At 70.2% G+C, this 21,548-nt stretch carries 19 protein-coding genes; 5 read left to right on the top strand and 14 right to left on the bottom strand.

What is annotated here, in order from left to right; translation table 11 throughout:
• Positions 1 to 98: 98 nt before the first annotated feature.
• The 5 genes from ACZ3IC_RS23910 to ACZ3IC_RS23890 all read right to left on the bottom strand — a co-directional run bounded on the left by ACZ3IC_RS23910 (position 99) and on the right by ACZ3IC_RS23890 (position 6,038).
• Entirely contained in the window at positions 99 to 2,351 is a 2,253-nt protein-coding gene (locus ACZ3IC_RS23910; protein ID WP_467418972.1) for a serine/threonine-protein kinase, read from the bottom strand.
• Between the two features lie 27 nt (positions 2,352 to 2,378).
• On the bottom strand, positions 2,379 to 3,266 hold the full coding sequence (locus ACZ3IC_RS23905) for an oxygenase MpaB family protein (RefSeq protein WP_467418970.1): 888 nt from the start codon (positions 3,264 to 3,266) through the stop codon (positions 2,379 to 2,381).
• Between the two features lie 59 nt (positions 3,267 to 3,325).
• On the bottom strand, positions 3,326 to 4,504 hold the full coding sequence (locus tag ACZ3IC_RS23900; protein WP_467418967.1) for an acyl-CoA dehydrogenase family protein: 1,179 nt from the start codon (positions 4,502 to 4,504) through the stop codon (positions 3,326 to 3,328).
• Between the two features lie 101 nt (positions 4,505 to 4,605).
• The gene (locus ACZ3IC_RS23895; RefSeq protein ID WP_467418964.1) at positions 4,606 to 5,763 is read right to left on the bottom strand and encodes a methyltransferase; all 1,158 of its coding nucleotides are present in this window, start codon (positions 5,761 to 5,763) and stop codon (positions 4,606 to 4,608) included.
• Between the two features lie 74 nt (positions 5,764 to 5,837).
• Positions 5,838 to 6,038, bottom strand: a complete 201-nt coding sequence (locus tag ACZ3IC_RS23890) for a hypothetical protein (protein WP_467418963.1) — start codon at positions 6,036 to 6,038, stop codon at positions 5,838 to 5,840.
• Positions 6,039 to 6,289: 251 nt separating this feature from the next.
• Here ACZ3IC_RS23890 and ACZ3IC_RS23885 point away from each other — a divergent pair, with 251 nt between their 5' ends.
• Positions 6,290 to 7,114 carry an endonuclease I family protein gene (locus ACZ3IC_RS23885; RefSeq protein WP_467418961.1) on the top strand — a complete coding sequence of 275 codons (825 nt, stop codon included), beginning with the start codon at positions 6,290 to 6,292 and terminating at the stop codon, positions 7,112 to 7,114.
• A gap of 418 nt (positions 7,115 to 7,532) precedes the next feature.
• Here the strand turns inward: ACZ3IC_RS23885 and ACZ3IC_RS23880 are convergent, their stop codons facing one another.
• Positions 7,533 to 8,099 (bottom strand): hypothetical protein, encoded by a 567-nt coding sequence (locus tag ACZ3IC_RS23880; RefSeq protein WP_467418958.1) that lies wholly within the window; start codon positions 8,097 to 8,099, stop codon positions 7,533 to 7,535.
• Between the two features lie 201 nt (positions 8,100 to 8,300).
• On the opposite strand from ACZ3IC_RS23880, the gene ACZ3IC_RS23875 reads away from it, so the two are divergent.
• Positions 8,301 to 9,416, top strand: coding sequence for a baeRF3 domain-containing protein (locus ACZ3IC_RS23875; protein WP_467418956.1), 1,116 nt, complete (start codon positions 8,301 to 8,303; stop codon positions 9,414 to 9,416).
• Between the two features lie 139 nt (positions 9,417 to 9,555).
• Positions 9,556 to 9,879, top strand: coding sequence for a plasmid stabilization protein (locus tag ACZ3IC_RS23870; RefSeq protein ID WP_467418953.1), 324 nt, complete (start codon positions 9,556 to 9,558; stop codon positions 9,877 to 9,879).
• Between the two features lie 27 nt (positions 9,880 to 9,906).
• Here ACZ3IC_RS23870 and ACZ3IC_RS23865 read toward each other — a convergent pair whose 3' ends face one another.
• From ACZ3IC_RS23865 to ACZ3IC_RS23835, 7 genes are all read right to left on the bottom strand, one after another.
• The gene (locus ACZ3IC_RS23865; protein ID WP_467418951.1) at positions 9,907 to 12,294 is read right to left on the bottom strand and encodes a phosphoketolase family protein; all 2,388 of its coding nucleotides are present in this window, start codon (positions 12,292 to 12,294) and stop codon (positions 9,907 to 9,909) included.
• A gap of 230 nt (positions 12,295 to 12,524) precedes the next feature.
• Positions 12,525 to 13,928 carry an NADP-dependent succinic semialdehyde dehydrogenase gene (locus tag ACZ3IC_RS23860; protein WP_467418949.1) on the bottom strand — a complete coding sequence of 468 codons (1,404 nt, stop codon included), beginning with the start codon at positions 13,926 to 13,928 and terminating at the stop codon, positions 12,525 to 12,527.
• A 179-nt stretch (positions 13,929 to 14,107) separates the two neighbouring features.
• On the bottom strand, positions 14,108 to 14,617 hold the full coding sequence (locus ACZ3IC_RS23855) for an ATP-binding protein (protein WP_467418947.1): 510 nt from the start codon (positions 14,615 to 14,617) through the stop codon (positions 14,108 to 14,110).
• Positions 14,618 to 14,790: 173 nt separating this feature from the next.
• Positions 14,791 to 16,890 carry a xanthine dehydrogenase family protein molybdopterin-binding subunit gene (locus ACZ3IC_RS23850; protein WP_467418945.1) on the bottom strand — a complete coding sequence of 700 codons (2,100 nt, stop codon included), beginning with the start codon at positions 16,888 to 16,890 and terminating at the stop codon, positions 14,791 to 14,793.
• Between the two features lie 43 nt (positions 16,891 to 16,933).
• Positions 16,934 to 17,920 (bottom strand): FAD binding domain-containing protein, encoded by a 987-nt coding sequence (locus ACZ3IC_RS23845; RefSeq protein WP_467418943.1) that lies wholly within the window; start codon positions 17,918 to 17,920, stop codon positions 16,934 to 16,936.
• A complete protein-coding gene (locus tag ACZ3IC_RS23840; protein ID WP_467418941.1) occupies positions 17,917 to 18,483 on the bottom strand; it encodes a 2Fe-2S iron-sulfur cluster-binding protein in 567 nt (188 codons plus the stop codon). The genes ACZ3IC_RS23845 and ACZ3IC_RS23840 overlap by 4 nt, the downstream gene beginning before the upstream one ends.
• A 124-nt stretch (positions 18,484 to 18,607) precedes the next feature.
• A complete protein-coding gene (locus ACZ3IC_RS23835; protein ID WP_467418939.1) occupies positions 18,608 to 19,015 on the bottom strand; it encodes a hypothetical protein in 408 nt (135 codons plus the stop codon).
• Between the two features lie 546 nt (positions 19,016 to 19,561).
• Here ACZ3IC_RS23835 and ACZ3IC_RS23830 point away from each other — a divergent pair.
• On the top strand, positions 19,562 to 19,894 hold the full coding sequence (locus tag ACZ3IC_RS23830; RefSeq protein ID WP_467418936.1) for a DUF6479 family protein: 333 nt from the start codon (positions 19,562 to 19,564) through the stop codon (positions 19,892 to 19,894).
• A 151-nt stretch (positions 19,895 to 20,045) separates the two neighbouring features.
• Positions 20,046 to 20,873 carry a VOC family protein gene (locus tag ACZ3IC_RS23825; protein ID WP_467418934.1) on the top strand — a complete coding sequence of 276 codons (828 nt, stop codon included), beginning with the start codon at positions 20,046 to 20,048 and terminating at the stop codon, positions 20,871 to 20,873.
• Positions 20,874 to 20,894: 21 nt separating this feature from the next.
• On the opposite strand, the gene ACZ3IC_RS23820 is transcribed toward ACZ3IC_RS23825, so the two are convergent.
• Entirely contained in the window at positions 20,895 to 21,410 is a 516-nt protein-coding gene (locus tag ACZ3IC_RS23820) for a DUF6328 family protein (protein WP_467418932.1), read from the bottom strand.
• Between the last annotated feature and the right edge of the window lie 138 nt (positions 21,411 to 21,548).

The raw sequence follows: 21,548 nt of genomic DNA, 5'->3' as shown, positions 1-21,548 counted from the left end.
CGCAACTGGTTTCCAAGCCCGATGGCCCTCGCCATCACCACCACGCTCAGCCACAACGCCAACGACTCGACCCACAGGTTTTGACAATTGCTCGACGATCACCCCTGACCAGAGGGGGTGGTGCCCGGTCGGTACGGTGGCACGTCCCGCTCGCGGCGCAGTGCCGCGACCCTGCGGTACAGTTCGACGGCCTCCTGCCCCCGGCCGAGCTGCTCCAGGCAGTGCGCCTCGTCGTTGCGGGCGGCGAGGGTGTCGGGGTGGTCGGCGCCGAGTACGCGCTCGCGGGCCCCGGCGACGTGACGGTAGACGGTGAGGGCCTCGGCCCAGCGGCCGAGCCAGCCGAGGCCGACGGCGAACTCACGGTGGCTGACGAGGGTGTCGGGGTGGTCGGGGCCCAGAACGCGTTCGCGGGCCGCGCTCACGTCGCGTGCTTCGGTGAGTGCCTCCTCCCAGCGGGCGAGGCGCCCCAGGTTGACGCCGAGGCCGTGGCGGGCGCGGAGTGTCTCGGGGTCGGCGGGGCCGCTTGTCCTGGTCCGGTCGTCGACGAGGGCACGGTACAGCTCCAGGGCCTCGGCGCTGCGGCCCAGGCGGCCGAGGCTGATACCGACCTCGTAGCGGGCGGAGAGCGTGTCGGGGTGGTCGGCGCCGAGCGACCTCGACCGGGCCTGGGCGACTTCCCGGTAGGTCTGCAGGGCCTCCGTCCAGCGCCCCAGTCGGCCGAGTGTGTACGCCACTTCGTAGAGCGTGACCAGGGTGTCGGGGTGGTCGGCGCCGAGCAGGCGGGTGCGGGCCGACGCCACCTCCCTGGCCATCCGGCAGGAGTCCTCCAGGCGGCCGAGCCTGCTGAGGTTGAAGGCGAGGTTGTGGCGGCAGCGCAGGGTGTCGGGGTGGTCGGGGCCCATGGCCCGCTCCCGGGAGGCGAGGACCGCCGCGTACACCTGATGGGCCTCGAAGTGCCGGCCGAGCCCGTCCAGGACGTACGCCATCTCCTGGCGGGCCGCGAGGGTCTCCGGATGGTCGGGGCCCAGCGTGCGCTCACGGCCTTGGGCGACGCGGCCGAACTCCCGCAGGGCGTCGGACGCGCGCCCGGTGCGGCTGAGGGTGAAGCCCACCTCGTACCGGCTGGAGAGGGTGTCCGGGTGGTCGGGGCCGAGAGCGTGCTCGCGTTCGGCGGCGACCGCGCGGTGTACTTCGCCGGCCTCCTCCCAGTGGCCGAGCCTGCCCAGGTTGAGTCCTGCGCTGTGCCGGTTGGCGAGGATGGACAGCAGTTCCGGCGACGGGGTCGGCCGCTCGGCCCTGGGCGGTGGCAGCTCTCCGGTGAGGCCACGCATGTCGGTTCCGGTGGTCCACTCGCCGGTGAGGCCCGCGGAGTAGTCGGGCGGGGCGAGCCCGAGGTGGGCGCCGGACGCCTTGTGTCCGGTGGTCATGCCGCGCGTCCAGGCCGGCAGCTGCTGTCCGGGGCGCACGACGGGTACGGGCGGGGCGAGCTGCGGCTGCTCACCGGTCCGGCCGACGGCGATCCGCTGCCGCAGGTCGCCTGCATCGACGGGCCGCTCCTCCGGGGTCTTGGCCAGCAGTTCCAGAACGACGCGGTCGAAGAATCCGGGGAGTTCGGCCCGGTGGGTACGCAAGGGCTCGGGCTGGGTGTCGCGGTGTCCGACGAGGACGGCCCAGGCGTCGTCGAGGTCGAACGGCGGTGCTCCGGTGGCGATCTCGTACAGGACGCAGCCCAGTGAGTAGAGGTCGCTCCGGTGGTCGACATGGCCGCCGCTGATCTGCTCGGGCGACATGTAGTGCGGGGTGCCCATGGCGATGCCCGTACCGGTGAGGCGAGAGGTGAAGCCGATGTCGTGGCCGAGCCGGGCGATGCCGAAATCGCAGATCTTCACCGTTCCGTCGGCCAGCCGCATGATGTTGGCGGGCTTGAGGTCTCGGTGCACAATGCCCTGCTGGTGGGTGTAGCCGAGGGCGTCGGCAACCTGTTCGGCGATGTCGACGATCTCGGGCACCGGCAGCGGATGCTGTTTGTTGTCCTCCAGGAGCTGGCTGAGGTTTCGGCCGTCGAGGAGCTCCATCACCAGATAGAGCACGCCCTCGTGCTCGCCGAAGTCATGGACGACGGTGACGCCTCGGTGCTGGAGCGCGGCGGCGACGCGGGCCTCGCGGCGGAACCGTTCGCGCAGGATGCGGGTGAAGGACTGGTCGTGCTGGGACCCCATCGGCTTGAGGCATTTGACGGCCACGTGGCGGCCGAGCGACTCGTCGCGGGCTCGCCACACCTCGCCCATGCCTCCGCGCCCGATCAGATCGAGCAGTCGGTACCGGCTCTGAATCAGCCTGGTGTCCGCCATCGCCTGCTGTCGCCCCCGTCGGCTCGCCTACTTCTGTGCCCTCCCCGGCCCGTCCAGTATGGCGGCCTGGCTGCGGAGTTTGTACGGGGTGGGGCGGCTGCCGGGACCGAGTCGGGCCATCGCTTTCAGAATGTGACCGGGCGGGAGTTGCCAGCGGAGCCGGGAGGGAATGCAGCGCAGTGCGGCTCCGGCGGTGCGCAGGCGGCGGTCGACGGTGCGCACGGGCCGCACAGGTCTGTCGTAGAGCTCATGGGCGAACGGGGGCAATGACTGGTAGGCGAGTGCCGCAACGCGCCGCCACAGCAGTGCGCGCGCCGGTACGAGCAGCGGATGCACGGGGGGACGGCGCAGGAAGTCGTAGACGTCCAACGCCTCCGGGGAGGCTTCGAGTTGCGGCCGCACCCGTTCGAAGTAGGAGGCGAGCTGGGCCGTGGTGGCCGGTACATCGGCGGGGTCGAGGCCGACGAGACGGGCGCTGTGGCGGTGTTCGTCGATGTAGCGGTCGGCCTGGGCGTCGGTGAGCGGGAAGCCTGAGCGGCGTTCGACCTGGAGGTAGGAGTCGACCTCGGCGCAGTGCACCCACAGCAGCAGCTCGGGTTCGTCGACACCGTACGTCTCCCCGGTCGCCGGGTCTGTGACCTTGAGCAGCCGGTGAATCCTACGGACCCGGGCGCCCGCCTTCTCGGCCGCTTCGGTGGTGCCGTAGGTGATCGTTCCGACGAAGCCGGCCGTACGCATCAGCCGCCCCCAGGCGTCCTTGCGGAAGTCGGAATTCTGCATGACGCCGCGTACGGCGCGCGGGTGCAGCGCCTGGAGGTAGAGCGCACGCACTCCGGCGACCCACATCATCGGATCGCCATGCATCTGCCAGGTGACGGATTCGGGCCCGAAGAGCCCCGGGTCGGCGTCCACCATGTCGCTCGTACCTCCCGCTGTCTGCACGACGACCGATGACTGGCTGGAATCAGGCCGGTTCACCGCCGTACGCGCGGCATCCCCAGCCCGATCCACGAGATGATTTCCCGCTGGATCTCATTGTTGCCGCCGCCGAAGGTGAAGATGACGGCGGACCGGTATCCGCGTTCGAGTTCGCCGTGCAGTATCGCACCCGCCGACCCTTCCTTGAGCGGTCCCGCCGAGCCGACGGCCTCCATCAGCCAGGCGTAGGCGTCGCGGCGCGCCTCGGAGCCGTAGACCTTGACCGCGGAGGCGTCCTGCGGGGTGAGGGTTGCGTTCTGGACGGCGGACACCATCTGCCAGTTGAGGAGCTTCATCGCGTCGAGCCTGGTGTGGGTGCGGGCGAGGAGTGCGCGGACCCAGCCGAGGTCGATGACGCGGCGGCCGTCGGTGAGCCTGGTGTCCGCCGCCCAGCGCTGGACGTTGTGGAGGGCGCGGATGGCCATGGTGCCGTGGGCGGCGAGGGTGACGCGTTCATGATTGAGCTGGTTGGTGATCAGCCGCCAGCCCTTGTTCTCGTCACCGACGCGGCGGGAGGCGGGGACGCGGATGTTCTCGTAGTAGCTGGCGGTGGTGTCGTGCGAGGCGAGGGTGTTGATGACGGTGCAGGAGTACCCGGGGTCGCTCGTCGGGACGAGGAGCATGGTGATGCCCTTGTGGGGTGGGGCGTCCGGGTCGGTGCGGGCGGCGAGCCAGACCCAGTCGGCGGTGTCGCCGTTGGTGGTCCAGATCTTCTGCCCGTTCACGATGTAGTCGTCGCCGTCGCGCACGGCGCGGGTCTTGAGCGCGGCGAGATCGGTGCCCGCATCGGGTTCGCTGTATCCGATCGCGAAGTCGATCTCACCGGCGAGGATCTTCGGCAGGAAGTAGGCCTTCTGTTCCTCGGTGCCGAACTGCATGATCGTCGGGCCGACCGTGTTGAGGGCCATCAGCGGCAGCGGTACGCCTGCCTGGGCAGCCTCGTCGAAGAAGATGAACTGTTCCATCGGGGACAGGCCGCGTCCGCCGTACTTCGTCGGCCAGCCGACGCCGAGCCAGCTGTCGGTGCCCAGGCGTCGGATCGTCTCACGGTAGAAGTTCTTCTGGGCCGCGGGGTCGGCATAGCGCGCGTAGGCGTTGTCCGGGACCAGTCCGGCGAAGTATGTACGCAGCTCGGCGCGCAACTGCTGCTGTTCAGGCGTGTATTCGAGGTGCACGGCCCCTCCAGGAGTCTCGCGGTCGCGTCGCCCGTGTGCGGCGGCGCACACAGTAGAACGTGTTGCAAGAATCTGGAAGGGCCAGGACGTCCCCGCGGGCGTCAGCGCTTGACGGCGCGCAGGACGACGAACTTCGGGTCGCCCGCGACCGTGGTGCAGTTGCCGAAGGTCCGGCGCAACTGGGTGTGGTAGCCGAGGTGCCGGTTGCCTACGACCCACAGCTCGCCGCCCGGCCGCAGTGCGGCGCGCGCCCCGTGGAACATGGTGCGGGCCGTCGCGTCGGTGGTGGCCTGGTGGGAGTGGAACGGCGGGTTGTTGAGCACCAGGTCCACACTGGCGGGCGGCAGCTGTGCCAGGCCGTCGCCGATCACGAACTCGGCCTTGGCGTCCGGGCCGGTATTGGCCCGGAAGGTCTCCTCGGCGGAGGCGACCGCCTGGTACGACTCGTCGATGAAGGTGACCGCCGCCTCGGGGTTGGCGAGCGCCGCCGACAGTCCGACGACACCGTTTCCGCAGCCGAGGTCGACGACCCGGTCGGGGCCGCTGCGCACGGGGAGATGGCCGAGGAAGAAGCGGGTGCCGATGTCGAGGCGCTCGGCGCAGAAGATCCCGGCGTGGTTGATGACCGTCCGGCCGGAGGCCGGGCCGACGCCCTCGGGCAGTTTGTAGCGGTACGGCCAGGGGCTGGCCGTACGGACCAGGGCCGGGTCCGGAGTACAGAAGATGAGCCGGGCCTTCTTGACCGCGAGGGAGGTGCGGGTCGGGCCGATGATCCGCTCGAAGAGTTTGAGGGTGGAGGTGTGGATCTCCTTGACCATGCCGGTGCCGATGACGACGGTGCCCGCGTGGACGGCCGGCGCGAGCCGGTGCAGCTGGTCCTCCAGGAGCGCGAGGCTCTTCGGAACACGTACCAGCAGGACGTCGACGCGATCCGGTGGTGCGTCCCTGGCCGACAGGAGGCGTACGGCATCCGCATCCACGCCGTTGCGCTCCAGATTCGCCAGGGTCGCGCGCTGCGCCAGGTAGGAGTCGGTGATCTGTACGGGGCGGTGTCCGGCCAGCACGGTACTCAGGGCGCCCCAGCGGTCGCCCACCACGACCACGGCGCCCGCCAGGTCGACCGGCTCCGACTCCTCGGTCCCCTCCAGCCGCCGCAGCAGATACTCATCGGCAGCGTCCCAGGCCCGGAACGGGTCGCGCGGGTCCTCGGGGAAGCGGGCAAGGTCGTACCCGGCCCCTGACGTCGTCAAACGGTTCATTGTGCACCCAGGCTAACCGAGCCGCGGGAAGCGCCCACACACTTCCCGCACCACCCGGCCCGCCGGGCCGCGGCCTACGGCAGCGCCTTGTCGATCGCCGACCGCCCCTCCCGGGCGATCCTGCGCTCCGCCCACTGAAGATTCTTCGGAGTCAGGTCCCGCCCGGAGGCGAGCACCAGGTCCTCTGCCGACGGATTGTCGCTGCCGCCGGTGTGCAAGAGGCTGTCGGGAGTCACTCCCCGAGATGCGGGTACGGATTCGGGCTCGTCGCTCATGCCGCCTCCTCGTCCTTTCGGTCATTCTCGCCCCGCGCCCGGCCCGCCGCATCCGATGCCTCCCCGATCCTCTCCGGGGGTCACGGACGAGCCCTCACTTGACCTGCACATGATAGGTACACAGCGTTCACACCACGGTCACGGTGCGTGTGGAAGGCTCCCGCTGACCACTTACCACACAACCGCCGCGGTGCCGACCCTCACCATGTGACGGCGTCGTGGCGCCCGCATTTTCGGAGAGGACACCCCACATGTCCCGTCGTCACCTTCATTACCGGCGCCCCCTGCTGGCGACCCTTGCCGCGTTCGCGGTGCTCGCCGGCACCGCGGCCACCGCACCGGCCGCCACACCCCAGGCCGCGCCGGCCGCCGCGACACCGCTCCGGGCTCTCGACGACACGTACTACGAGGACGCGCTCGGCAAGACCGGCACCTCGCTCAAGAACGCCCTGCACACGATCATCAGCAGCCAGACCAAGCTCTCCTACAGCCAGGTCTGGGAGGCCCTCAAGAACACCGACGAGGACCCCGCCAACCCCTCGAACGTGATCCTCCTCTACGCCGGGCGTTCCGAGCCCAAGAGCGACAACGGCGGCTCGGTCGGCCAGTGGAACCGTGAGCACGTCTGGGCCAAGTCCCACGGCGATTTCGGCACCGCCACGGGCCCCGGCACCGACATCCACCACCTGCGCCCGGAGGATGTCACCGTCAACTCCATCCGCGGCAACAAGGACTTCGACAACGGCGGCAGCGCGGTCAGCGGCGCACCGGGCAACTACACCGACAGCAACTCCTTCGAGCCGCGCGACGCGGTCAAGGGCGATGTGGCCCGCATGATCCTCTACATGGCGGTGCGCTACGAGGGCGACGACGCATTCGCCGACCTCGAACCCAATGACAGGGTGTCCAACGGCTCCGCACCGTACATGGGCCGCCTCTCGGTACTGAAGGCCTGGAGCCAGGAGGACCCGCCGGACAGCTTCGAGAAGCGGCGCAACGACGTCATATTCGACCAGTACCAGCACAACCGGAACCCGTTTATCGACCACCCGGAATGGGTTGAATCCATCTGGTAGACGGACCGGCCCGAACAAGCTCCTTCCCCGTTTCAGCCGAACGGACCGCTCGCGCACCAGGCCACGGCCTCCTCACAGGAGGCGAAGGCCGAAGGGCCGCCTCGCCCTGCTCCCCGATGCCGGGGAGCAGGGCGAGGCGGTCCACCGGGTCGGCCACGGCGGCACGCAGTCCGCTTTCCGCGAGCCGACCGATTCCACTGCGCAGCATCGCGCGGGCGACCGTGTCGATGTCGGTCACCTGCCTCAGGGCCGGCACAACGGACCCCGTCTCGCGCGGACGCGACTCGCCCAGCGCGTCGGCCGGCGTCAGTTGCGGGATGTGGTCGGCGAGTTGACCGCCCCTCAGCTCGGCGCACCGCGTGCACGGTTCGCGCAGCGCATCGGTGACGGCTTCGGCGGCGCTCACCGGGCCCGGCCGTCAGGTGCGCTCGGCCTGGGCGATCCGGGGAAACGTCTTGACGCCGGCCGCCTTGCGGCTGTTGGCGTGCTGGCTGACCTCCCGGCCGGCCGGGACGTCCGCGAAGCCGAGCACCACGGAGTCGAGGACCTTCTCGGCCGAGTCGACGAACTCCACCTTGACGGCATAGAAGGCGGCCTTGTCCGTGCGGTTGGTGACCCGGACGAGGGCGCTGCGGAACTGCTCGGACTTCACGACCGGCAGCCCCGTCACCGAGACGTCCCCCACCGCGTCGCCCCGCCCCTGGACACCTTCGAGCTGCTGGGCGGCCTGTTGGCGGCTGCGCTCGGCAGCGGCGGAGACCGAGGCCGCGAATTCCTGCTGGGTATGCGGACTGGCGCTCGCGGACCGGGTCATGGCCGGTTCCGGGGACAGCGTGCGGATGCTCATGGCCGTGCCCTCCGAGGAGGTGTCGGAGCCGCCGCAGGCGGCGGTGCCGGCGATGATCAGCGCGGCCAGCGCGACGGGGGGCAGCTTACGGACTGCGCGGCCGCCGGGGGCGTGCCGCAAGGGGCGGGTCGGATTCACGGACGCTCCGTCTGCTCGGAAGGGCGTAAGGGAGATACGGGAAATGGAGGGGTGGGGCGGAGCCAGTGCAGGAAGGCCGGGTCGCCCGGTTCCTGAGACCGATAACGAACAACTCGCCCATATTATGATCAAACGGTATGAATTGACTCGTCGAGTTCACCCGCTTCACTCGGGAGCGGATGCAGCCCCTGGGAGAGAACGATGGATACGGATGCCCTGACCGCCGGCCTGTTGCGGGAACTGCGGGCGGCCAAGCCCTATCCGGCCCTGTCCCTGACCATGCCGACGCACCGCCGCGCTCCGGACAATGCCCAGGACGCCGTTCGGCTGCGGAACCTGGTGGCCGAGGCCGTCAGCCGACTGGAAGCGGACCCTGCGGTCAGCCGCGAGGCCCGGATCGCCGTCAAGGAACAGCTCGACCGGGCGGTCACCGAGGTGGACCCCCGCCGGGCCCTGGACGCCCTGGTCGTCCTCGTCACCGCCGACGAGCACCAGATCTGGCAGCTTCCCCGTACCGCGCCCAACCGGGTGGTGCTCAGCGACACCTATCTGACCCGCAACCTGGTCGCCGCGAAGGCCCAGGCCCAGCCGTTCTGGGCGCTCACCGTGTCGGCCGAGCACGCCGCCCTGTGGAGCGGCACGGCGGACGTCCTGTACGAGGAGCGGACCGGCGGGTTCCCGCTGACGGCTCCGCGGGAGGCGCCCAACCCGCAGCGCGAGGAGCGGATCGGCGACACCCCGAGCACCTTCAGCGACGAGGAGACGCGCAACTTCCTGCGCATGGTCGACGAGAAGCTGCGCGCGGTGCTGGCCGCCGACCCGCGTCCGCTGTATCTGGTCGGCCTCGCCCCCGCGCTCGCCCTGCTGGACGAGGTCGGGGAGAGCGCCAAATCGGCCGTGGGCCGGGTCGCCAAGGGCGCACCGGCCGACACCACCCCGAGCAGCCTGCTCAACGAACTGCGGCCTGCGCTCGACGAGCGGCAGCGGCGGTTCGCGGCGGAGGTCGACGGGAAGCTGGACGAAGCACGCGGACGCCGTGCCTTCGCCGGTGGTCTCGACGAGGTGTGGGCCGCGGTACGGGAGGGCCGCGCCGGACTGGTCGCGGTGGAGGAGCACTTCCAGCAGACGGTACGGGTGACGGACGAGCACCTCGAACCGGTGAGCGGCGAAGCAGCGGACCTCACGGACGGCTCGGTCCGTGAGGACATCGTCGACGAGCTCGTCGAGGCGGCCCTGGACAGCGGCACCGATGTCGTCTTCCTCACGGACGACTCGCTCGCGGAGCATGGACGGATCGCGGCGACCCTGCGCTACTGAACGGGCCGACCACACGCCGTACACCGCATCGGGTACGCGGCAGGCATGCGGGCCCCGGGGGCCGCTGGGACACTGGAGAGGGCCCCGACCGTGCCCGGGCCCGGTCGGGGCACGTCCCAGGGAGAGGAGTGAGCGCGCCATGCCACGCGGATTCAACGCCAAACGGGAACGACAGTACGAACACATCAAGGAGAGCGCGCAGGAGCGCGGGGTCAGCGAGGACCGGGCCGAGGAGATCGCGGCCCGTACGGTCAACAAGGAGCGGGCCCGTGCCGGCGAGTCGAGAACCGCGAGCCGTACCTCCATCGAGGACATGTCGTCCTCGCGGCGCGGTGGGCTGCGCTCGCGCAGCGGAGCCGAGGGGCCGACTCGCGACCAGCTCTACGAAGAGGCGAAGAAGAAGAACATCCATGGACGGTCACACATGACGAAGGCCCAGCTGGCGCGAGCGGTCGGCCGCTGAGTCCACGTCGCAGGGGCCTGGGCGGCGTCAGCCGCTCCAGGTCCAGTCGGCCACCTCGGGCAGGTCCGTGCCGTGTTCACGGATCCAGGCGTGGTGGCGGGTGCGCACATCCGCCATCGCCTGGCGTACCGCCACGGCACGGACTCCGAGGCCGGGCACCCGGTCGATGACATCCATGACCAGCCGGTAGCGGTCCAGGTCATTGCGGACCACCATGTCGAAGGGCGTGGTGGTGGTGCCCTCCTCCTTGTAGCCCCGCACATGCATCTGAGCGTGGCCGACCCGCCGGTAGGCCAGCCGGTGGATCAGCCACGGGTATCCGTGATAAGCGAAGATCACCGGGGTGTTCCTGGTGAACACCGCGTCGTACTCCGAATCCGGCATTCCGTGCGGGTGCTCCTCGTGGGGCAGCAGCCGCGTCATGTCGACCACATTGACCACTCGTACCGCCAGATCCGGCAGATGTCTGCGCAGCAGATCGGCTGCGGCCAGAGTCTCCAGCGTGGGTACGTCACCGGCACAGGCGAGCACCACGTCGGGTTCGCGGCTGCCGTCCTCCGTGCCCGCCCACCCCCAGACACCGGCTCCGCGGGCGCAGTGCGCACGGGCCTCGTCCAGGGTGAGCCAGTCGAAGCTCGGCTGTTTGCCCGCCACGATCACGTTGACGTAGTCGCGGCTGCGCAGCGCGTGGTCGGCGATGGAGAGCAGGGTGTTGGCGTCCGGCGGGAGATAGACCCGTACGACTTCGGGGCTCTTGTTGAGGATGTGGTCGACGAAGCCGGGGTCCTGGTGGGAGAACCCGTTGTGGTCCTGGCGCCAGACGTGCGAGGTGAGCAGGTAGTTGAGCGAGGCGACGGGGCGGCGCCAGGCCAGCCGGCGGGAGGTCCTGAGCCATTTGATGTGCTGGTTGACCATCGAGGCGACGATGTGGGCGAACGCCTCGTAGCAGGAGAAGAGACCGTGCCGGCCGGTGAGGAGGTATCCCTCCAGCCAGCCCTGGCACAGATGCTCGGAGAGCACCTCCATGACGCGTCCGTCGCGCGCGAGGTGCTCGTCGGTCGGCAGGATCTGCTCCTGCCATGCCTTGCCGGTGGATTCGTAGAGGGCGTCGAGCCGGTTCGACGCGGTTTCGTCGGGGCCCACGATCCGGAAGTCCCTGCGTTCGGCGGAGGCGGCCATGACGGCCTCGAGCAGCCCGCCGAGCACCCGGGTCGGCTCGTGCAGCGCGGTGCCGGGCTTGTCGACCTCGACGGCGTGGTCCTCCAGCGGAGGGACCGGCAGATCACGCAGGAGCAGACCGCCGTTGGCGTACGGGGTCGCGCCGAGCCGGGCGGCGCCCTCGGGCACACAGTCGAGCACCTGGGCGGTGGGGCGCCCCTGGGCATCGAAGAGTTCCTCCGGCCGGTAGGAGCGCATCCACGCCTCCAGCAGGCGCAGGTGGTCGGGGCTTTCCCGGACGCCGGGCAGCGGGACCTGGTGGGCGCGCCAGGTGCCTTCGACGGGCACGCCGTCGACCTCGACCGGACCGGTCCAGCCCTTGGGGGTGCGCAGCACGATCATCGGCCAGTGCGGGCGCTCTGTGTCGCCGCCGGTGCGGGCGGCGGCCTGAAGTTCCCGGATGCGGTCGACGGCCCGGTCCATCGCGGCGGCCATCGCCCGGTGGACGGTGAGGGGGGCGTCCCCGCCGACGTACAGGGGGTCGTGCCCGTAGCCGCGCAGCAGGGCGTCGAGTTCCGGTTCGGGGAGACGGGCGAGCACTGTCGGGTTGGCGATCTTGTAGCCGTTGAGGTGGAGGATCGGCAGGACTGCCCCGTCGTGCACCGGGTCGAGGAATTTGTTGGAATGCCAGGACGCGGCGAGCGGTCCGGTCTCGGCCTCGCCGTCTCCGACGACGCAGGTGACGAGCAGGTCCGGGTGGTCGAGGGCGGCGCCGTAGGCGTGGGCGAGGGCGTAACCGAGTTCACCGCCCTCGTGGATGGAGCCGGGAGTCTGCGGTGCCACATGGCTGGGCACCCCGCCGGGGAAGGAGAACTGTTTGAACAGCAGCCCCATCCCCCGGGCGTCACGGCTGACGTCCGGGTACGTCTCCGAATAGCTGCCCTCCAGCCAGGAGTTGGCCAGGACGGCGGGTCCGCCGTGGCCGGGGCCCCAGACGCACAGGCCCTGGATGCCGCGGGACTTGATGACGCGGTTGAGATGGGTGTGGACCAGGTTCAGTCCGGGTGAAGTACCCCAGTGGCCGAGCAGGCGCGGCTTGATGTGCTCCCGGGCGAGCGGCTGGGTCAGGAGCGGGTTGGCCATCAGATAGATCTGGCCGACCGCCAGATAGTTGGCGGCCCGCCAGTGCGCGTCGAGTGCTGCGATCTCTTCGTCGGAGGGGCCCGGCGTCGCAGCCGGGTGGGCGGCGTGAGTCATGTGTGTCTCCTAGGCCGTGGCGCCGACGGGCTGGTGCCGTGCCCGGCAGTGTGTGCCCGGAAGGAGCGTCGTCCAGTGCGTGCGAGCGCAAGGCGGCCGGAAGTCCTTGGATGGGGTCTCCCCTGCTCGAACGAAGTCGAAGCTCAGGGAAGGAGCTACAGGGCTTGTGGCCAACGCCGCGAGCGTGCGTGCTGGGCGGCACGACGGGGCAAGGTCTGCCTGGAGGGGCATCAGGGGCCGTACCAGACCGTGGTCGCGTTGCAGAATTCGCGGATGCCGTGCCCGGCGAGTTCACGTCCGTAGCCGGAGCGCTTCACGCCGCCGAAGGGCAGCGCCGGATGGGACGCCGTCATGCCGTTGAAGAAGACACCACCCGCCTCCAGATCGCGTACACAGCGACGGGCCTCGTCGGCGTCGCGGGTCCATACGTTGGAGCTGAGACCGAAGGGGCTGTCGTTGGCGAGCGCCACGGCTTCGTCGAGCCCATCGACGCGGTAGAGCGTGGCGACGGGGCCGAAGGTCTCCTCGCGGTGGATGCGCATGGCGGGTGTGATCCCGGTGAGGACGGTGGGGGCGTAGAACCAGCCCCGCCCCAGCTCCGGGGCCAGTCCGTCGGGCCGACCGCCTCCGCACAGCACTCCCGCGCCCTGCCGTACCGCGTCGTCCACCAGTTCCTCCAGGTCGGCACGGCCCTGTTCGCTGGAAAGGGGGCCGACGTCGGTGGATTCCAGCAGCGGGTCGCCGACCGTCAGATCGCGCATGCCCGCGGTGAACCGCTCGGCGAACTCCTCGTACACCTCCGTGTGAACGATGAACCGTTTGGCGGCGATGCAGGACTGGCCGTTGTTCTGCACCCGGGCGGTCACGGCGGTACGGGCGGCCCTGGCGACGTCCGCCGACGGCAGGACGAGATACGGGTCGCTGCCGCCCAGTTCCAGGACGGTGTGCTTCACCTCGTCGCCCGCGATCGACGCGACCGAGCGCCCGGCCGGCTCACTGCCGGTGAGAGTGACGGCGGCGACCCGGCGGTCACGCAGGATCGACTCGACCGCTCCGGATCCCACGAGCAGGGTCTGGAAGCATCCCGCCGGGTATCCCGCCCGGCGGAACAGACCCTCCAGGTACATCGCGGTCTGCGGGACGTTCGACGCGTGCTTGAGCAGGCCGACGTTTCCGGCCATCAGCGCGGGGGCGGCGAACCGTACGACCTGCCAGAGTGGGAAGTTCCACGGCATCACGGCGAGGACGGCGCCCAGCGGGCGGTAGCGGACATAGGCCCGGGAGGCCCCGGAGTCCTGCACATCGGCCGTCGGCGGATGCTCGTCCGCGAGGAGTTCCTCGGCGTGGGCCGCGTACCAGCGCATCGCCTTCGCGCACTTGGCGGCCTCCGCGCGGGCCGCCGTGACGGGTTTGCCCATTTCTATGGTCATGGTGTACGCAATGTCCTGCTGGTCCTCGTCGAGAAGACCGGCGGCCGTGTTCAGCAGCCGGGCCCGCTCGTCGAACCCGGTGATCCGGTACTGCCGGAACGCGGTGTCGGCGGCGTCGAGCCGCTGCTCGATCTCCGCCGCTCCCAGTGCGTCGAACGTTCTGAGGGTCTCGCCGTTCGCGGGGTTGACCGTCGCGATGGGCATGGCTGTGCTCTCCTTGCCTCGGTACTTCGACCGTGCCGCGCCGTGCGCCGTGCCGCAACGCGGGCCCTGCCGGGCGGATACCCGACCGGCGCGGACCATGCATGCGGTGTGCACGCCGTCCGCGCCGGGAGCGTTTCAGCAGGCAGGGAAGTCGGCAGTACCGGTCCTGGTGACCCGTCTCAGACGAGAGCGGGTTCGGCGTCGGATGCCGCCGCGGCTTCGGGGACCGTGACGGGAACGGCCGCGGGCATACGGCGGAATTCCCGCACACCGGGCAGCGGCGCCGGCGGCTCCAGGTCGACGGTGTGCGGCTCCTTCGCGTACCGGGTGAACCAGACGACTTTGCCTTCGGCGGTACGGCAGGTCCCCCAACTGTCGCTCAGGGCCATGACACGGCTGAGACCACCGCCGCCGGTGCTGAGCAGCCGCGGCATCTCCGAGCCGTTGTCGGCGACGGAGACCGTGAGATGCCGCCCGGACCAGCGGATTTCGACGACACAGTTGTTGTCGTCACCGACATGCCGGTGGACATTGGTCAGCAGTTCCTCCACCCCCTGGCACACCGGCCGGATATGAAGTTCGAGGCTCCAGTGGCGGAGGTGCGCGGCGATGATCCGCCGCAGTTGGGAAACACGCTCTGCCGAAACCTGGATTTCGACCAGGTAGTGCCGGTCGAGTTGAACGGTCATCGTCGAGGCTCCTCACATCGAGGCCCACTTCCTTCGCCCCATTGAACCAACGACCCCCGAATACGAAGAGTGAGCAGATGTCACTTCTGGGTCACTCCACAGGGTGACCCGGCAGAGCCGGTTGCGCAACACAAGGGCCGGCGGACTTGCCGTACAGGAAAGGTCCGCCCAGGTCAGAGTAGATATGGCAACAGCGTGTCGGGGGTGATAGGGAGACTGCGCAACCGGACGCCGGTGGCATGCCGGACGGCGTTGCCGACTGCTGCCGCAGCGCCGACGATGCCGATCTCACCGATGCCCTTGCTGCCCATCGGGTTGAGATGCGGGTCGTCCTCGTCGATCCAGCGCGCCTCGATCTCCGGCACGTCGGCGCAGACCGGCACATGGTAGGAGGCGAGATCGCACTCGGTGAAGTCGCCGTATACGGGATCCATGGTGCTGGCCTCGGTCAGGGCCATGCCGATTCCCATGGTCATGCCGCCGATGAACTGGGAACGGGCGGTACGGGAGTTGAGGATGTGCCCGGCGGCGAAGACGCCGAGCATCCGCCGCATCCGCACTTCTCCGGTACGGGAGTGGACGGCGACCTCGGCGAAGTGCGCACCGAACGCATGCCGTGCGTACGGAGACTCCCCGGAGGTCTCCTGCTCGGTGTCCGCGAAGACCGTCAGCCCCTCGGCGGGAAGGGGACCGGTGCGCTCGCGCAACTGCCGCAGGAGGGCGGTGGACGCCTTGTGCACGGACCAGCCCCAGGAGGCCGTGCCCGAGGATCCGCCGGCCAGTGGGGCGGCAGGCAGATCACTGCTGCCGATGTCGATCCGGACGTTCTCCACCGGGGTGTCCAGTACGGCGGCCGCGATCTGCGCGAGGACGGTGCGGGCGCCCGTGCCGATGTCGGTGGCGTTGACCTGGATGCGGTACGAGCCGTCGGGTTCCGCGTGCGCCGAGGCGCTGGAGGCGGCGAGGTACACGGGGTACGTGGCGGAGGCGACGCCCGTGCCGAGCAGCAGCGGCCCCTCTTCGCGGATCGCGGGGCGCGGATCGCGGTCGTACCAGCCGAAGCGTGCGGCGCCCTCCTCCAGACAGGCGGCGAGGCCTCGGCTGCTGAACGCACGGCCCGAGTCGGGTTCGTTCACCGGATCGTTGCGCAGCCGCAGTTCGACGGGATCGATGCCGAGTGCCGCGGCAAGTTCGTCCATGGCGGATTCCAGCGCGTACATGCCCGGGGCCTCGCCCGGTGCGCGCATCCAGGAAGGGCTCGGCACATCCAGGGCGGTCACCCGGTGGGTGGTACGGCTATGAGCCGACCCGTACATGATGCGAGTCGCTACGGCTGCCTGCTCCACGAACTCCTTGAGGGTGGAGGTGTGGGTGATGACCTCATGGGTGACCGAGGTGAGGGTGCCGTCGAGTTCGGCGCCGAGCCGGAGGTGCTGCACGGTGGGGGCGCGGTGGCCGACCGCGGCAGCCAGCTGGCGTCGGGGCAGGACGACCTTGACGGGGTGCCCGGTGTGGCGCGCGGCCATGGCGGCCAGGACGGCCTGCGGGCGCGGGGTGCCCTTGGAGCCGAAGCCGCCGCCGACGTGTTCGGAGAACACGGTGACCTGCTGCTGCCGGAGTCCGAAGGCGGTGGCGAGGCTTTCGCGGACCTTGGTGGAGCCCTGGCTGGAGTCGTGGACGGTCAGTCGCCCGTCTTGAGTCCACTGTGCGGTGGAGGCGTGCGGCTCCATGGGGTGGTTGTGCAGGGCGCCGATGGTGTAGATGGCGTCGACCTGTACGGGCGCCATGGCGAAGGCCCGGTCGGCGTCGCCTCGTTCGCGGACGGCCGGGTAGTCGCCGTTGACGGTCTTTGGGGTGTACAGGCCGGGGTGGTCCTCGGACAGGAGGACATCGTGCTCGACGGTTTCGTACGCGATCTGCAGCGCCTCGGCCCCGGCGCGGGCGTGGTCGAGCGTGTCGGCCACCACGAGCGCGACGTACCGGCCGCGGTGCGGAACCCGGTCGTCCTGCAGGACTGCGAGGATCGGGTCGTCGGTCTGCTTCAGCCGCGGGGCGTTGTCGTGGCTGAGGACGGCATGCACGCCCGGCGCGGCCAGTGCCTCGTCGACGTGGATTGCGCTGACGCGACCACGGGCGATCGTGGCGGGGACGGGCCAGCCGTACAGACAGCCCGGCGGGGTGTGCTCGGCGGCGTAGCGGGCGGTGCCCGTGACCTTGTCCCGGCCCTCGCGGCGGACGACGGGGGTGCCCAGGGGTGGAGGGGCCTGGCTCATGACGGGGTCCTCACGTCTGCGGGTCGGCGTTTTCTGCGCGTGCTCAGCTGTCGGCGGCGAGTTCGGCCAGTGCGTCGACAGCCAGATTTCGGGCCAGGCCCACTTTGAACGCGTTGTCGCGCAACGGCCGGGCCGCGGCGAGTTCGGCGTCCACGGCCCGCGCGAAGGTCTCGTCGGTGGCCGGTGCGCCCCGGAGCACGTCTTCTGCGGCGTGCGCGCGCCAGGGCCGGTGGGCGAGCCCGCCGAAGGCCAGCGCCGCGTGCTCGATCCGTCCGTCGCGGACGCTCAGTACCGCGGCGACGGACGCGAGGGCGAACGCGAACGAGGCGCGGTCGCGCGCCTTGCGGTAGAGGGACCCTGTGCCGTCCGGGCGCGGCGGCAGCACCACCTCGGTGATGAGCTCGCCCGGCCGGATCTCGGTGTCCCGGTGGGGGGTGTCGCCCGGCAGCCGGTGGAATTCGGCGGCGGATACGGTCCGTTCGCCATCCGGCCCGTGCAGTTGGACCGTGGCGTCGAGGGCGGACAGGGCGACGGCCATGTCGGACGGGTGGGTGGCGACGCAGTGCTCGGAGTGACCGAGTACGGCGAGATCGCGGTGAGCGCCCTCGAGGGCGGGGCAGCCGGTGCCTGGTTCCCGCTTGTTGCAGGGTTTGGAGGTGTCCTGGAAGTAGGGGCACCGGGTGCGCTGCAGCAGGTTGCCGCCGGTGGTGGCCGTGTTGCGGAGCTGCCCTGACGCGCCGGACAGCAGTGCCTGCGACAGGACGGGGTAGCGGGCGCGTACGGCTGGATGGGCGGCCAGATCGCTGTTGCGTACGGTCGCGCCGATGCGCAGTCCGCCGTCGTCGGTGTCGACCACCCGGTCCAGGGGCAGTCGGCTGATGTCGATGAGCAGGTCGGGGGTTTCCACACCGAGCTTCATCAGGTCGACGAGGTTGGTGCCGCCGCCGAGGAATCCGGCGCCGGGGTGGGCCGAGCTCTCACGGACCGCTTCGGCAGTGGACCGGGCGCGGAGGTAGGCGAAGGGTTTCACGGCGCCACGTCCTCGATCGCCTCGACGATGCGGGGGTAGGCGCCGCAGCGGCACAGGTTGCCGCTCATCCGCTCGCGGATCTCGGGGGCGTCGAGCGGCGCCGGGGTGGATACGGATGCGGTGCGCGCGGTGACATGGGACGGGAAGCCGTCCGCCGCCTCACCGAGCATGCCGACGGCCGAGCAGATCTGGCCGGGTGTGCAGTAGCCGCACTGCAGGGCGTCGCGGTCCAGGAAGGCTTCCTGGACGGGGTGAAGCCGGTCGCCGTCGGCGAGGCCCTCGACGGTGGTGATGCGGGCACCGTCGTGGGCGACGGCGAGCAGCAGGCAACTGTTGGCGCGCCGCCCGTCGACGATGACGGTGCAGGCCCCGCACTGTCCGTGATCGCAGCCCTTCTTCGCGCCGGTGAGGTCGAGGTGTTCGCGCAGGGCGTCCAGGACCGTGGTGCGGTGATCGAGCGTCAGGGTCTGCTCGGCTCCGTTGATGTGCAGGGTCAGGGTGGAACGGTCACCGGTTGCTCCCGGCTGTCGCACAGCGTCGTCCCGCCCGCGAGAGGGGTCCACTCACTCGCACCTTTCAGGGGTGAACTTTTGTCCGCTTTCTACCAGATATGCGATCGCTTCCTGCTCCATTGATCCGTCGCCGGGCCGTGGGCTGTCGGTCTACCGGCCTATCGGCTCTCCCGCCCTATCGGCTTTCTCGGCTCCCTCGGCTCTTCAGGCAAAGGCGCACCTCTTCCTCCTGGTCTCCGGAGACCGTCCCGACGACCCGTACGTCGAAGGCGTGCGCCAGGCTCCGTCGGAGCCGTTCGACCGCCCAGTAACCGCCCTGCACATCGATCGACACGGGCGCGCCGAGTGCGACCGATCCCGAGACCACTCTCTCCTCGGTGACATCGACGGTCGCCACCCATGCGGTGGGGCGCCTCTTGGCGAGTTTCTTCGGTATGTCGACCGAGGCCCGGTCGGTGGTGAAAGCGGCCCGCAGCGCGTCGAAGACCATCCGCGCGTCGGCCGTATCGCAGCCGCTGATGACCACCGAGACGTCCTGGCCGTGCGGGCTCTCCTCCGTCCGCTTCTCCTTGATGCTGTTCACCGCGGTTCCCTCCGCTCGGCGTTGTGGGTGACGTCCCCGTATTGGGGAGCGATGGTGTGGACGGGCCCTCGGCAGAGGCGATGCCTGCCTCGAAGATCCCGAGCGTGTGCAGGCCGAGGCGGCGAGCCCCGGTCGGCGGCCATGCCCATGGCGGCCTCCAGGTCGAGGGGCTGCGGGTCGCAGACAGACGGTACGACCCGGCCGGACGTGGCGGTGCGGGGCCTGAGGCCTTCGGTCGTCGGTGATATCGCGGCACGCCCTCTGCGCAGCGGATCACCGCCGGTCAGCGGTCGGTGGACCGGCCACCGGCTGAGCGGATTCGGCACTCCCATCGGTTTCCTCCAGCGATTCGAGGATCTCCTTCAGGCTCGCCCCGCGGCTGGGTGACGGCGACACGAAGCCGTCGACAGGTGGATGGGGCCAGGCATCGGAGGACGTCGTTGATCAACCCATGAGACCGAAACATTTTTAGGTTCATATCCACTTAAAACATGAATTCATAGTGGATTACCGAGTGATGCCTCCGCCTCGGGGTATCTGGGAGGCATGGACGTATCGAACGGAGACCTCAGTTCACTGGCCCTCTCCCTCGCCGTCGGCCGGGGCGCGACCGGGGCGGTGATGGGCATTGTCGGGGTGGCGCTGGTGGGCGTGCTGATCGGTGCCTTCTGGCTGGGCCAGCGGCGCCGGGCCCAGGAGCTGCCTCCGCCCCGGCCCGAGGAGCAGCCGCTGCGGCCGGACCACCGGAGCCATATCGAGCAGCGCGATGTCCACGGCTACGACAGCTTCCCGCCCGATGGCCGGGGCCTGTCCCCCTATGAGCTCGGTGACCACGGGAGCGAAACCATCCGTCGTGACAGCGACGAGCAGCGCGACTGACCTACTCGGGGGCGGGTGGACTGCTGCCTTGCTGCACCCCGCGGCGAGGCGCGCGGCGGCGGCGCGTGTTGCGGGAGCGACCACCCGCGGTGAGGCTGGTGAGGGGCCGTCGGCACACGCGGGCCGCAGAACCGATGAAGGCAGTAGGACCATGACCGGAAGCCATCCTGGGGCGGCGTCGATGCCGGCGCCGCTGACCGGATCCGCAGCGCCCTGCTGGGTCAATCTCATGACCCGCGACCTGGAATCGGCGCAGGGGTTCTACGCCGCCGTTCTGGGCTGGACCTTCCGGCCGGGCAAGCTGGGGCAGGAGTTCTCCGTCGCACGCCGCGGGGATGTGCCGGTCGCAGGCATCGGCGCGGTGGCGACCGCCTACCAGGTGTCCGTGGCGTGGACCCCCTACTTCGCCGTCCCCGACGCCGACGTGGCGGCCTCACGCATCCGTGAGCGCAGCGGAACGGTCGCGGTGGGGCCGCTCGCGCTCGGCAAGGGGCGCGGGGCACTGGCGGCGGACCTCGACGGTGCGGTGTTCGGTATCTGGGAACGGACCGAGCCGGCGACCTCACCCCCCGCACCGGACAACCGCTCGCATGCCTGGCTGCGACTGCACACCAGGAACGCCTTCGATGCCGCGATCTTCTACGGCGGGGTGCTCGACTGGGCGAGTGGGCGTCCCGGGAGCTGTGAGGTGTCGTACGAGAAGGACGAGGTCATCGTCGACTGCGACGGGCGTCAGCTCGCCCGGATCAGCTCCGGCGCGGTGGAGGCGGCACCCGATCCCCTGGTCCGCCCGCACTGGCAGGTCCACTTCCCCGTCGCCGATGTGGCGACCACGGTCGAGGCGGCACGGCAGAACGGCGGCAGCCTGGTCGAGCAGCGTCAGCTGGGGCAGGGCAGCGAGGCGACCCTGGTGGACCCGGACGGCGGGCTCTTCACGGTCACGAACGTCCGGGGCCCCGCCGCGGGCGATGCCGGCTGAACCGACCATCCCGTACGGCGGTCACTTCTCGTCTTCGGACAAGGAGCGGGTCAGCGCCCAGGCCGGGAACACGAACCAGCAGACCAGGAACCACAACGCCATGCCGCCGACCAGCCACAGGGCGAGGGAATTGTGCAGGGCCACCCGCAGGATGAGCAGCAGCGCGGAACACATGGTGCACAGCAGCAGGACCAGCCCGAGCACGGTCAGCCGTGACGCCCAGGCGACCGTCTGCGGTTTGAGCCGTCGCCCGGTGAGCAGTCGGTGGTACGACACGGGCCCGATCAGGGCGGCCACGGTGGCGGAGCCCAGCATCACGGTGACCACATAGATGGTGCGGTCGGTGTCCGACAGCTCGGCAAAGCGCGGCTGGAAGACGACGGCGAGCAGGAAACCGAACAGGATCTGGACGCCCGTCTGGGCCACCCGCAGCTCCTGGAGCAGTTCGGCCCACTGCCGGTCCGCCCGTTCCTCGGGCGTTTCGTTCCGGCCCGTGCCGCCGCCCCGGCCGCCGGGAAATCGAGAGGTCGAGGTCACCGTGAGCCTCCGTCCGGATACGCGGAGTGCGCCGCTGTTCCCCCTTCCCCACCGTAGACCTCACGTCGAGCCTCAGCCCTTCTCGACGATCGGCACGACCCCGCCTAGGATCTTCAGTACGGCATCGCGCGTCGGTCA

The organism is Streptomyces sp. NPDC002958, from assembly GCF_055563255.1.
The sequence above is the reverse complement of the archived record's forward strand: the minus strand, read 5'-3'. Positions and strand labels throughout refer to the sequence as shown.

What these genes read in the sequence shown, in the direction of transcription:
- ACZ3IC_RS23910 (WP_467418972.1), bottom strand. Translation starts at nt 2,351, where the DNA reads ATGGCGGACACCAGGCTGATTCAGAGCCGGTACCGACTGCTCGATCTG.
- ACZ3IC_RS23905 (WP_467418970.1), bottom strand. Translation starts at nt 3,266, where the DNA reads ATGGTGGACGCCGACCCGGGGCTCTTCGGGCCCGAATCCGTCACCTGG.
- ACZ3IC_RS23895 (WP_467418964.1), bottom strand. Translation starts at nt 5,763, where the DNA reads ATGAACCGTTTGACGACGTCAGGGGCCGGGTACGACCTTGCCCGCTTC.
- ACZ3IC_RS23890 (WP_467418963.1), bottom strand. Translation starts at nt 6,038, where the DNA reads ATGAGCGACGAGCCCGAATCCGTACCCGCATCTCGGGGAGTGACTCCC.
- ACZ3IC_RS23885 (WP_467418961.1), top strand. Translation starts at nt 6,290, where the DNA reads ATGTCCCGTCGTCACCTTCATTACCGGCGCCCCCTGCTGGCGACCCTT.
- ACZ3IC_RS23875 (WP_467418956.1), top strand. Translation starts at nt 8,301, where the DNA reads ATGGATACGGATGCCCTGACCGCCGGCCTGTTGCGGGAACTGCGGGCG.
- ACZ3IC_RS23870 (WP_467418953.1), top strand. Translation starts at nt 9,556, where the DNA reads ATGCCACGCGGATTCAACGCCAAACGGGAACGACAGTACGAACACATC.
- ACZ3IC_RS23865 (WP_467418951.1), bottom strand. Translation starts at nt 12,294, where the DNA reads ATGACTCACGCCGCCCACCCGGCTGCGACGCCGGGCCCCTCCGACGAA.
- ACZ3IC_RS23860 (WP_467418949.1), bottom strand. Translation starts at nt 13,928, where the DNA reads ATGCCCATCGCGACGGTCAACCCCGCGAACGGCGAGACCCTCAGAACG.
- ACZ3IC_RS23855 (WP_467418947.1), bottom strand. Translation starts at nt 14,617, where the DNA reads ATGACCGTTCAACTCGACCGGCACTACCTGGTCGAAATCCAGGTTTCG.
- ACZ3IC_RS23850 (WP_467418945.1), bottom strand. Translation starts at nt 16,890, where the DNA reads ATGAGCCAGGCCCCTCCACCCCTGGGCACCCCCGTCGTCCGCCGCGAG.
- ACZ3IC_RS23830 (WP_467418936.1), top strand. Translation starts at nt 19,562, where the DNA reads ATGGACGTATCGAACGGAGACCTCAGTTCACTGGCCCTCTCCCTCGCC.
- ACZ3IC_RS23825 (WP_467418934.1), top strand. Translation starts at nt 20,046, where the DNA reads ATGACCGGAAGCCATCCTGGGGCGGCGTCGATGCCGGCGCCGCTGACC.